This is a genomic window from Microbacterium sp. K41 (assembly GCF_004794395.1).
Classification (GTDB): domain Bacteria; phylum Actinomycetota; class Actinomycetes; order Actinomycetales; family Microbacteriaceae; genus Microbacterium; species Microbacterium sufflavum.
On record NZ_SSDO01000215.1, the window covers coordinates 1 to 11,117 of the forward strand.

Consider the following 11,117-nt stretch of genomic DNA (forward strand, 5'->3'; position numbering starts at 1 on the left):
CCTGCACGTCGTCGAGCCCGGGGCCGCGGCCGTAGGCGCGACGCTCCAGCTCGCGCAGCTCACGCTCCGCCGCGTCGGTCCACGACCCCTCGGTGCCGGGCGTCGCCGCGGCGTCCGGCGTCTCAGTCCCCTCCGGCACCGGTGACACCTCCCTCGCGCGTGATCACCAGGAACATGGGTCCCCCGTCCATCGGCAGCTCGTAGCGCGTCATCGTACCCGAGGCCGCATCGGCGACCTCCAGCGTGAGCCCGCGGCCGTACTCGCCGAACGTCTCGGCGGCCTCGCACGTCATCGGCGCCTCCGCGGTCGAGCCGTCGTAGATCAGGCACTGCCGCCCCTCGCCGACCCGTGAGGCCACCCACAGCGGGACGTCGCCGTCGTACCCGGCCACCCAGATCGAGTTCGGATCGAACCCGTCCTCGGCCAGGCGCTCGGCGGTGGCGTTCTCCTCGTCGTTCGCGTACTCGATGCCGGTCACGACGCTCGAGTAGTCGGAGGAGCTGGCGGCGACGGCGGCCTCCCCGCTCGCGGTCAGCAGCAGCTGCGCGCTGACCTGCCGCTGTCGCTCCTCCTCGGCGCCGGTCGTCAGGGAGCCGTACAGCCCGGTCTGTTCGACCTGCTCGGCCGGACCGCAACTGGGCATCGTGCTCTCCCCCGACCCGAGGACGAGGCAGACGCGCGCGCGCTGCTCCTGGGTCGCCGTCCAGATGACCACGTCGTCCTCCACCGCGAGCGCCCGCACCGACCCGGGGTCGTAGACGCCCGAGGAGACGAGGTCGTGATGCCACACCTGCTGCTCGGCCGTCAGCGCGACCGCCGGCACCGCGGATCGCCCGAACGCCGCCCAGCCGATACCCACGCCGACCGCGACCAGGAGCACCGCGGCGAGCGCGAGGACGAGGGGACGACGGTTCCGCAGCGCCCCGCGGACGCCCGTCGCGTCGGTGCGCCCCGAAGACTCGCTGTCGACGCCGGCACCCGGATCCGAGCCGTCCGCACTCTCCGGCGACGCCTCGCCCGGGCCGCCACCGGACACCGCGTCCGCGCCCGATGCCGAGTCCGTGTTGGCATCGGAAGCCGGGCCGGTGTCGCATGCCGCGGCATCGCGAGCCGGCACCCCGGAGGCGTCCGCACGCCCCGCACGCCGGAGCTCTTCGAGAGCGGCCAGCCGGGCGGCCTCGGCGGCCGTGAGGGCGCCATCGCGGGCGTAGGCCTTCCGCTGCAGCGCCCGCAGCTCGTCGTCGCCCCCCGCCGACGGCATCGCTAGCCGAGCCTCTCGAACTGCATACCGGCCCACACCAGCCAGGCCAGGCTGTACACGGTCGCGCACAGGCCGAGAGCGAGCGCCCAGCGCGCGATCGCGCGGTTCTCCATCGGACGCCGCAGCGACATGATCGCCGCGATCACCGCGACCACCGCGACCGGGATCCCCCAGCCGACGAAGAACGACGCGCCCAGCGCCACGATCGCCGCGAGCAGGGCCCAGGGCGCGAGCCGCGTGTCGTCGACGGGCGCCGGCTCGGTGACCGACGGCTCCCACTCCGCATCCTCGTGACGGTCGATGTCCGGGCCGCTCACCACCACGGGCTCGATGCCGACCGGACCCGTGGGCAGCTTGCTGTATCCGTCGCGCCGCGCGCCGGGGATCCGCGCCGTCGCCGCCGAACGGTCCACCTGTTCGCTCGCCCGCTCGAGTCGCGCAGGGGGCGTCGGGGTCGCGTCTCCCGCCGGTCGCGGCACGTCGCTCATACCGCCACCGCCTCCGCGACCTGGATCTCGGTCACCGGCAGGGTCGAGTCGGCGCCGAACGCGAGCGTCGACGGCGGACGACCGGACGAGATCAGCTCGGCGGCGAGCGCCGCGATCATCGCGCCGTTGTCGGTGCACAGCGACAGCGGCGGGATGCGGACCGTGACGCCCGCCTCCGCGGCGCGCGCCAGGGCGACCTCGCGCAGCCGCCGGTTCGCGATCACGCCGCCACCGAGCAGGAGCCGCGGGACTCCCAGGTCGGCGCAGGCGGCCAGCGCCTTCGTGACGAGCACATCGACCACGGCCTCGCGGAAGCTCGCGGCGACATCGGCGATGGGCAGCGCCGGGGCCTCGTCGCCCGCCGCCGCGGCCTCCGCCTCGAACCGCTCCACCCACCGCGCGACGGCGGTCTTGAGCCCGGAGAACGAGAAGTCGTACCGGTGCTTCGCGAGGTCGGACGCCCGGGACAGCCCGCGCGGGAACCGGATCGCCTCGGGATCCCCGCCCACCGCGGCCCTGTCGATCTCGGGGCCTCCGGGGTACGGCAGCGACAGCAGCCGCGCGACCTTGTCGAACGCCTCGCCCGCCGCGTCGTCGACCGTCTCGCCCAGCAGCTCGACATCGGTCGTGAGGTCGCGCACGTGCAGCAGCGACGTGTGCCCGCCCGACACCAGCAGCGCGATCGTCGGGTACTCGAGCGGCTCCGACTCCGGCGTCAGGATGTCGGCGGCGATGTGACCGACCAGGTGGTTGACGGCGTACAGCGGCTTGTCGAGCGACACCGCGAGCCCCTTCGCCGCGCCGACACCCACCATGAGCGCGCCCGCCAGTCCCGGACCGCTCGTGACGGCGACCGCGTCGAGCTGGTCCAGGCGCACCCCGGCCTCGGCGAGCGCGGCGTCGATCGCCGGCTGCAGCGCCTCCAGGTGCGCACGAGCCGCGACCTCCGGCACCACTCCGCCGTAACGGGCGTGCTCATCCATGCTCGACGCGATCGTGTTGGACAGCAGCGTGCGGCCGCGCACGATCCCGATCCCGGTCTCGTCGCAGCTCGTCTCGATGCCGAGCACCAGGGGCTCGCTCATGCGTTCGCCTCCTCCGGCGTATCGGCGACCGCGGGGTGGCGGCGCAGGTCCAGACGCATCACGATCGCGTCGACGTCGTCGGGCTGATAGTAGCGGGGGCGTCTGCCGATCTCCTCGAAGCCCTCGGCCCGGTACAGCCCCTCCGCCGGCGGGTTGTCGGCCCGCACCTCGAGGAACATCTCCCTGGCTCCCCGGGCGGCCGCCGCCCGGAGCAGAGCGTGCAGCAGCGCACGCCCCCGGCCCCGGCCCCGGTGCTCCGCGAGCAGGGCGATGGTCTGGATGTCGGCGTCCGCGCCGCCATGGAGAGCCCTGACCCCGCCGTACCCCACGATCTCGCCGTCGACCTCGTCGACCAGATAGCGGCCGTGCGGACTCGACAGCTCGCTCGCCATGGTCTCGCGGCTCCAGGCGTCGGTGGGGAACGACCGCTCCTCGATCGCCATGATCGCGTCGAGGTCGCCCGGCACCGCCTCCCGCAGCGTCACGAACCCACCTTCTTCGGCGCTCCGGGCAGCGTCACGTCGGGGTGACGGAGGTACAGCGGCTCGGCGTCGGCGAGCGTGCGGCCCGCGGCCAGCGCCCGCGCGCCCGCCCTGGCCAGGTCGACCGCGGAGAGCACGGTCGTGTCGACGCGCGGGATGCCGTCGAGGTGGGTGTCCGCATCGGCGGCCCGCACCAGCACCGTGTCGGCCACGACCACCGGCAGTCCGTCGTCGTCGAGCCCGTCGAACACCGTGACCGCGACCTCGCGGCGGCGTGCGTCGGTGACGATCGCGAACGGGCCGGACTGCGTCGGCAGGGCCGTGAGCGCCGCCGCGGTGTGGCTCGGGACCGGCAGCACGGGCAGGCCGCGGCCGAGGGCGAACGCGCGGGCGGCGGCGATCCCGATGCGCAGCCCGGTGAACGGTCCAGGACCCATGCCGGACACGACGTGGGTGATGCCGTCGGAGCCTCCGTCGCGGAGCACCCCGGCGAGCAGATCGCCGATCACCTCCGCATGACCGAGCGGATCGGCGGTGCCCGCCTCGGCCCGCGGCGTCCCGTCGGGGTCGATGAGAGCGACGGCGGTGCCAAGGGACGTGTCGACGGCGAGGATCACCCCTCCAGGGTAGTCGTCACGGGCCCTCCGGCGCCGTGCAGGAGGGGCCGCCCGCTCAGCCCAGGGGCGCCCTGACCGGGTAGTCCTGATCCTCCAGGATGACCTGGGCGGCCGCGCCCGTCGTCCGGTTCACGACCACGGGCGCCAGGAGGTTCACGCTCACGCCATCCGCCGAGGGGTGCGCGACCACGAGCACCAGGGCGTCGTCGGGCGAGCGCAGTGCCAGGTCGTCCACCTGGGCGTCGCTCAGCGTCGGCGCATACTCCCCGAGCACGGTGCTCGGGTCGACCAGGTACAGCCGCAGCGCCTCGTCGGCCACGGCCCGCAGCGCGAACAGCCCGTCGGCGCCGTCGATCGGCGCGAGCGAGAAATCGACGTGCGGGGCGAGCCCGGGAGGCGGGGCGGTGAAGGTGAGCGCCGCGGTCATCGCAGGAAGTCCATCAGCGAGGGCTGCAGCACGCGGGCGTTCACCGCGAGCGCCGACCGGTAGACGAGCTCCTGGGCTTGGAGGCGGATGAGGACCTCCACGGAGTCGACGTCCTCGACCGCCGCGCGGCGGGACTCGAGGGACACGGAATTCTGCACGGCCGCCTCCTTGGCGCGTTCGATCTGGGACTGACGGGTGCCGACCGAGCCCTGCACCCCGAGCATCGCGGTGCGGCGGTCGTCGATCTCGCCGAGCCGCGGCCCGACGTTGGTGCCGGAGCGGAGATCCGCCACGATGCGGTCGACCAGCGCGAACACGGAGTCGTCCCCCGTGCCGAACACGGCCGCGCCGTCGGTGTCGACGCGGACCGAGGCGGCGTCGGACACGCGGCGCGTGACCTCGGAGCCCGCGACGCCGCTGTACGAGTAGTCGGCCGCGAAGGCCGCAGTGTCCGACGTGCCGGCGAACACGGAGCGGCCGAGCAGGCGGGTGTTCGCCTGCGCGAGCAGCTCGCCCCTGATGCCCTCCAGCTCCACCGCCAGGGCCTCCTTGGCGGTCGCGTCGAGCGCGCCGTCGTTGGCGCCCTGCGCCGTGAGGTCGCGCACGCGGGACAGCAGCGAGGTGCTGGCGGTGATGGCGCTGTCGGCCGCGGTCACCCACGCCAGCCCGTCGTCGATGTTGCGGGCGTACTGCTCGGTGCGGCGCTGCTCGGCGTGCAGCGCCAGGGTCGCGGCCGCGGCGGTCGGGTCGTCCGACGGTGCCGCGAACGCCTTCTGCGAGGTCGCCTGGTCCTGCAGCCGCGCGAGCTCGGACAGGTTGGCCTGCAACTGGCGCATGGCCGTCTGGGTCATGGTGGACTGCGTCACGCGAGAGATCACGGTGCTCCTCCGATCAGCGTCCGACGACGCCCGTGCGGTTGATCAGGACGTCGAGGGCCTCGTCCACGGCGGTGAGCACGCGGGCGGCCGCCTGATACGCGGTCTGGTAGGTGAGGAGGCTGATCGTCTCCTCGTCGCCGTCGACGGCCGCGACGGACTGCTGGGCGCCGATGGCCCCCGCCGCCGCCGACTCCGACACCTTCGCGCGCTGCACGTCGGCCGCGGTCGAGACGCCGAAGCGGGTGACCTGGTCGGTCCACAGCGCATCGGGCGAGGTGGCGCGCCGTCCGATCTGCGAGATGAGATCGGCGTTGCTCGCATCCTTCGCCCCCGCGCCCGGAGCCGCCAGGGCCAGCTGGTCGGCGCTCGTCACGGCCACGCGCAGCCCGAGGGCCGCGGAACCCGTCGCCGGGAGGGTGAAGAAGTCGCCGCCCGGCTGACCGGAGGCCGTGACACCGGCCCGGTGCTGCGCGTTGAGCGACTCGGCCAGCGCGGTCGCCACACGGTCGTAGGTCGAGGCGAGCTGCGCGAGCATGCCCCCGTCGGCGGCCGGCGCCAGCACCGACAGCGTGCCGCCCAGCTCGCCGCCGTCGACCGAGACCGGAAGGTCGGGTGCCGACTCCCAGATCACTCCGACGCGCTGCCCCGCCTCGATCGCGGTCGGCCCGGTGAAGGCGAGACGGCGGGCGTCGCCGCCGGAGACCAGGGCGTTGCCGCCGAGGCGCAGCGTGAGCGTGCCGTCGCTCTCCAGGGTCCCGGTGCCGCCCGTGAGGCGGGCGACATCCTCCGCGAGCACGGTCCGGCGATCCATCAGCTCGTTCGCCGAACGCCCGGCGGCGAGCGCATCGCGGATCTCGCTGTTGAGCACCGCGATCTGCTCGGCGGCCGCATTCACCTGATCGACCGCGCGACCCGCCGACTCGCGTGCGGCCGTCCACTGCGCTGCCACCGTGCGGTAGCCGCCGGCCACGTGCGCGGCGAGCTCCTTCGCGGACTCCAGGACGCTCGCCGCGGCGGCGCCGGAGTCGGGCGTGTTCGCGAGCTCCTGCCACCCCGCCCAGAAGGAGGTGAGGCGGTTGGCGAGGCCCTTGTCGGTCGGCTCGCCCAGAGCAGCCTCGGCCGTGGTCGCGGCGAGGGCGCGTGCCGACCAGTAGCCCGAGGTGCCGAGGGTGTCGCGCACCCGCGCGTCGAGCAGGGCGTCACCGAGCCGGGCGACGCCGTCGATCGACACGCCGTGGCCGGGGAGCGCCCCCATGCTGAAGCGGCCCGTCTGGGCGACGGCGGCGATCGACGAGGTCTCGACCCGCTGCCGCGTGTACCCCTCGGTCTTCTGGTTGGCGATGTTCTGTCCGACGACGTCCATGCCGCGGCGTGCCGCGGCGAGTCCGCTCGCGGCGGTGTTCAGTCCACTGAAGGTCGACATGGTCCCCTCTCGGTCACATCTCTGTGTCGATGATGCGGGCGGAGTCCTCGCGGGCGCGGTCTCCACGGGTGGTGTACTCGCCGCTCTCGAGGCCGAGCGCGGCGATGGTCTCCTGCGTCGCGCGGAGCACGCCGCTGAGCTGCTCGGCGGTGGAGTCGCGCATCTGCTCGACCTCCGCCGTCAGCCGCACGAGCGCGCGCAGGTGGTCGGTGAGCACGTCGGCCCACGCCCCCTCCGGCGCGTGCTCGATGAGCTCCGTGATGGTCGCCTCGTCCGAGGCGCCCCACTCCTGCGCGACTCCGGCGACCTCGACGGCCCTGGACAGTCCTGCACTGCGCAGACGATCGAGTACCTGATCGATCTCGCGTGCCGCAAACTGTATCCAGTGCGATCGGCCAGCCGCGAGCAGCAGTTGCTGCTCGTCGAGCTTGAAAAGCAGCATCTCGAGCAGCTCGCGCTCGCGCCAGAGCTGCATCGATAGTTCGTTGGCTCCCATGATCCCCTTGTTCCCCAGCGATCCCCCGCCCCAACGCCGGTGCGATCGACCCGCCTGTTAACGGTTCATTAATCCCTATCGGCCGCCGCGCCCATAAGGTTACTATGTGGAACGGCGGTGGTTAGTTCTCCCCATGTACATATCGCGAATTATGTGATATGCGCATCTACCCCTCGCCATGGAGCTTCCGGAGTGCATCCAGAGAGGTGGATCATCCCCCATGTCGTCGCGCGCTGAGCGCAACCGCCTCGTCGAGGCCAACCTTCCCCTGGTCGGCTATCTCGCTGCGGACACCCATGCTCGGGCAACCCACATCCCCCGCGAAGAGCTCGCCGCCGTCGGCGCGCTCGCCCTCGTGACCGCCGCCGACGCCTACGACCCCGCGCTCGGCGTCCCCTTCGGCGCCTACGCCCGGCGCCGCATCCTCGGTGCGTTCGCCGACGAGATGCGCTCCATGGACTGGGCGTCCCGCGGCATCCGCAAGCGCATCAAGGAGACCGTCGCCGTGCGCGACACCCTCACCGCCGCCCTCGGCCGCACGGCCACCGTGACCGAGGTCGCGACGGCCATGGGCTCGCCCAGGGAGGCCGTGTCGGAAGCACTCGCCGACGCCGCGCGCACCGTCTCCACCATCGACGACCCGGCCGCCCGCGACCTGGTCGCCGACGTGCCCCTGCCCGAGGAGTCCGCCCTGGTCGGGGAGCGCCGCGAGGTGCTGGAGCACGCGATCGCCGCCCTTCCCGAGCGCATGCGCCGCATCGTGCTGGCCGTGTACATCGAGGAACGGCCCGTGAAGGAGATCGCCGAAGAGCTCGGGGTGACCCACTCCGCCGTCTCGCAGCAGCGATCGGAGGCCGTGCGGCTGCTGCGCGACGCGCTCGACCGCTACTTCGCCGAGGGCACGGTGGAGCCCGTCGCCTCCACCCGCATCTCCCCCGCCGCCCGCGACGCCTACTTCGGCCGGATCGCCGAGGCCGCCGGCGCCCGCATCGGCGAGGTGTTCCGCACCGCGGCCCCCGCCTGACCACGCCGCGTCCCTAACGCGCGCGCCTCCTCCGCCGATAGGTGTGAGCGGGAGACCACGGACGGTCCCCCGTACAACACATCACGGAGGAAACCCTCATGGGTATGCAGATCAACACCAACGTGTCGGCGCTCAACGCCTACCGCAACCTGTCCAACACGCAGAACGACGTGTCGAAGTCGCTCGAGAAGCTCTCGAGCGGTTTCCGCATCAACCGCGCAGCGGACGACGCCGCCGGCCTCGCGATCTCCGAGGGCCTGCGCTCGCAGGTCAACGGCCTGAACGTCGCGGCCCGCAACGCCCAGGACGGCATCTCGGTCATCCAGACCGCAGAAGGCGCCCTGACCGAAGTGCACTCCATCCTGCAGCGCGTGCGCGACCTGACCAACCAGGGCGCGAACGACTCGAACAACGCGAAGTCGCGCGACGCCATCCAGACCGAGATCTCCGCCCTGGGCGACGAGCTCACCCGGATCGCGGCGAGCACCAACTTCAACGGCATCAAGCTGCTCTCGGGCGGCTCGACGCTGACGTTCCAGGTGGGCGCGGGAGCGGTCGCCGCCGAGGACCAGATCTCGGTGAACCTGACCAACTTCGCCACGCTCGGTGCCGACATCAAGACGCTCGCGACGGGCATGACGGACGCGGCATCGTACGGCGCTGCTCTGGCGGGCATCGACACGCAGATCCAGGCGGTCTCGACCGCACGTGCCGGGTACGGTGCGCTGCAGAACCGCTTCGAGTCGACCATCAACAGCCTCAACGTGTCGGCCGAGAACCTCGCCGCCGCCGAGAGCCGCATCCGCGACACCGACATGGCGTCCGAGATGGTCAAGTTCACGTCGGCGAACATCCTGTCGCAGGCGGGAACGGCGATGCTCGCACAGGCCAACCAGGCCAACCAGGGCGTGCTCCAGCTGCTGCGCTGATCCGCACCGCAGCACTGAATCGCACCGGGGGTCCGGGTGACGGCGCCGTCCGTCACCCGGACCCTCCCCCACACGGAAGGGATCGCGCATGTCGCTCTCGCTCGACGGCCTCGTGTCCGGCCTGAAGACCACCGACATCATCAAGGCGCTGATGGACGTGCACGCGATCCCGCGCACGCTGCTCAAGGCGAAGATCGACGACAAGAACGCCGTCATGACGCAGCTGCGCACCCTCAACACCGCCGTGCAGAACCTCGCGACCGCCGCCGAGAAGGCCGCAGCCCCCGGTGGTCTCGACCGCTTCACCAGCACCTCGTCGTCCGACACCGTGAAGATCGCGCTGCGGGCCGGAGCCGTCCCGCTCACCACCGACATCGTCGTCGACCGCGTCGCCCAGACCCACACCGTCATCACCGCCGCCTCGCGCGGCTGGGCCGTCGACCCGCCCGTGCTCACCCTGGAGAACGCCGCGGGCGAGCGCGTGCAGGTGCAGGCCGACTCCGCGTCGATCCAGGACATCGCGCAGGCGATCAACGACGCCGACACGGGGATCGTGGCCACCGCCGTGCCCGCCGGGCGCGACGCCGACGGCAACCCGCTGCACCGCCTGCAGCTGCGCGCCGAGGACTCCGGCGAGGCCGGGCGCTTCCGCGTCTACCGCGGCGATATCGCCGCCGTGCAGAACGGAACCGCGACCGACGTCGCCACCGAGACCGGCGCGGCCGTGATCGCCACCGGCACCGACGCGCAGGTGCGCCTGTGGGCAGGAACCGGCGCCGAGCAGGTGCTCACCTCGACCAGCAACACCTTCACCGACCTGTTCGAGGGCGTCGACGTCACCGTCTCCACCCCCTCCACCACCCCGGTCACCGTGACCGTCGCCGTCGACACGGCCGCCCGCACCAAGGCCTCCGGCGAGTTCATCGCCCTCGTGACCGACATCTTCACCCGTATCGACAACGGCTCGAAGGCGACCGTCCCCACCGGTCAGGGCGGCAAGACGACCCTCGGCGTGTTCACCGGCGACAGCACCATCCGCGGCATGCGCACCGCGCTCGCCGACGCCGTGCAGCACCCGGTCGACGGCGTCTCGCCCTCCACCATCGGCATCTCGACCGACATGTACGGCAAGCTCACGTTCGACGAGGACAAGTTCGCCGAGGAGCTCGCGAAGGACCCGGATGCGGTCGGCGCGCTCTTCTCCGCGGTCGCCGCGCGCATCGAGGAGACCGCGACGTCGTTCTCCGACAAGTACGACGGACTGCTCACCACCCGCATCACCGGGCAGGAGAGCGAGGTCAAGAGCCTCGGCGAGCAGATGGAGCGCTGGGACGTGCGCCTCGCGCAGCGCAAGGCCACCCTCGAGCGCACCTACGCCCGGCTCGAGGTGATGCTGTCGCAGATGCAGTCGCAATCGTCGTACCTGGCGTCGCAGATCAACTCGCTCCCCAGCAGCCGCTCCGGATCGGACTCGTGAGCATGAACGCCGCCCTGCGCGCCCAGCAGCGCTACCGCGAGGACGCCATCCTCTCCGCGCCGCCGGAGCGACTGGTCACCATGCTCTACGACCGCCTGCTGCTCGACATCGAACGCGGCGAGACCGCCCAGCGCGCGGGCGACTGGGCCGAGGCGAACGCGCAGCTGCAGCACGCGCAGGCCATCGTCGCCGAACTGTCGTCATCGCTCACCGACGAGTGGAACGGCAGCGCCGGCCTCCGCTCGCTCTACGTCTTCCTCAGTCAGACGCTCATCGGCGCGAACATCGGCCGCGACCCCGAACGCACCAGGGCCTGCCACGGCATCGTCGCCCCGCTGCGCGACGCCTGGCACGAGGCGTCCCGGTCGCTCGCGGAGAGCCGCGCGTGAGCGGCGACGCCTGGGAGGAGCTGCTGGACCGGCTGGAGCAGGAGGCCGAGCGCATCCTCGCCGCACCCGACGGAGCCGTCGAGAAGCACGAGCTGCCGCCCTGGACGCCGCCGCCCGCGCCGCTGCCCGCGCACCTCGCC

The 11,117-nt window shown here is 72.6% G+C and carries 13 protein-coding genes; 4 read left to right on the forward strand and 9 right to left on the reverse strand.

Annotated elements, in window-relative coordinates; all coding sequences use genetic code 11:
- Positions 1-122 precede the first annotated feature (122 nt).
- Genes DW309_RS05835 through flgN form a run of 9 tightly spaced genes read right to left on the reverse strand, consistent with a single transcriptional unit; the run spans position 123 to position 7,158 of the window.
- Positions 123-1,262 (reverse strand): hypothetical protein, encoded by a 1,140-nt coding sequence (locus DW309_RS05835; RefSeq protein ID WP_136044834.1) that lies wholly within the window; start codon positions 1,260-1,262, stop codon positions 123-125.
- A 2-nt stretch (positions 1,263-1,264) separates the two neighbouring features.
- Complete coding sequence (locus DW309_RS05840) at positions 1,265-1,750, reverse strand: hypothetical protein (RefSeq protein ID WP_136031035.1); 486 nt, start codon at positions 1,748-1,750, stop codon at positions 1,265-1,267.
- Positions 1,747-2,835, reverse strand: a complete 1,089-nt coding sequence (tsaD, locus tag DW309_RS05845) for a tRNA (adenosine(37)-N6)-threonylcarbamoyltransferase complex transferase subunit TsaD (protein WP_136031037.1) — start codon at positions 2,833-2,835, stop codon at positions 1,747-1,749. The genes DW309_RS05840 and tsaD overlap by 4 nt, the downstream gene beginning before the upstream one ends.
- Complete coding sequence (rimI, locus tag DW309_RS05850; RefSeq protein WP_136044835.1) at positions 2,832-3,320, reverse strand: ribosomal protein S18-alanine N-acetyltransferase; 489 nt, start codon at positions 3,318-3,320, stop codon at positions 2,832-2,834. Before rimI ends, tsaD begins: the two co-directional genes overlap by 4 nt.
- Positions 3,317-3,934: a tRNA (adenosine(37)-N6)-threonylcarbamoyltransferase complex dimerization subunit type 1 TsaB gene (gene tsaB / locus DW309_RS05855; protein WP_136031041.1), complete on the reverse strand. Its 618-nt coding sequence runs from the start codon at positions 3,932-3,934 to the stop codon at positions 3,317-3,319. Before tsaB ends, rimI begins: the two co-directional genes overlap by 4 nt.
- 55 nt (positions 3,935-3,989) lie before the next feature.
- Positions 3,990-4,361 (reverse strand): flagellar assembly protein FliW, encoded by a 372-nt coding sequence (fliW, locus tag DW309_RS05860; protein WP_136035474.1) that lies wholly within the window; start codon positions 4,359-4,361, stop codon positions 3,990-3,992.
- On the reverse strand, positions 4,358-5,239 hold the full coding sequence (gene flgL, locus DW309_RS05865) for a flagellar hook-associated protein FlgL (RefSeq protein ID WP_136031046.1): 882 nt from the start codon (positions 5,237-5,239) through the stop codon (positions 4,358-4,360). The genes fliW and flgL overlap by 4 nt, the downstream gene beginning before the upstream one ends.
- 13 nt (positions 5,240-5,252) lie before the next feature.
- The gene (gene flgK / locus DW309_RS05870) at positions 5,253-6,662 is read right to left on the reverse strand and encodes a flagellar hook-associated protein FlgK (protein ID WP_136044836.1); all 1,410 of its coding nucleotides are present in this window, start codon (positions 6,660-6,662) and stop codon (positions 5,253-5,255) included.
- A 13-nt stretch (positions 6,663-6,675) separates the two neighbouring features.
- Complete coding sequence (gene flgN, locus DW309_RS05875; protein ID WP_136031050.1) at positions 6,676-7,158, reverse strand: flagellar export chaperone FlgN; 483 nt, start codon at positions 7,156-7,158, stop codon at positions 6,676-6,678.
- Positions 7,159-7,378: 220 nt separating this feature from the next.
- Between flgN and DW309_RS05880 the strand changes: the two genes are divergently transcribed.
- From DW309_RS05880 to fliS, 4 genes are all read left to right on the forward strand, one after another.
- Positions 7,379-8,182, forward strand: a complete 804-nt coding sequence (locus tag DW309_RS05880; RefSeq protein WP_136031052.1) for a sigma-70 family RNA polymerase sigma factor — start codon at positions 7,379-7,381, stop codon at positions 8,180-8,182.
- Positions 8,183-8,280: 98 nt separating this feature from the next.
- Positions 8,281-9,111, forward strand: a complete 831-nt coding sequence (locus DW309_RS05885) for a flagellin N-terminal helical domain-containing protein (protein ID WP_136044837.1) — start codon at positions 8,281-8,283, stop codon at positions 9,109-9,111.
- A gap of 88 nt (positions 9,112-9,199) precedes the next feature.
- Complete coding sequence (gene fliD, locus DW309_RS05890) at positions 9,200-10,588, forward strand: flagellar filament capping protein FliD (RefSeq protein ID WP_136044838.1); 1,389 nt, start codon at positions 9,200-9,202, stop codon at positions 10,586-10,588.
- Between the two features lie 2 nt (positions 10,589-10,590).
- The gene (fliS, locus tag DW309_RS05895) at positions 10,591-10,977 is read left to right on the forward strand and encodes a flagellar export chaperone FliS (protein WP_136031073.1); all 387 of its coding nucleotides are present in this window, start codon (positions 10,591-10,593) and stop codon (positions 10,975-10,977) included.
- Positions 10,978-11,117: the final 140 nt, after the last annotated feature.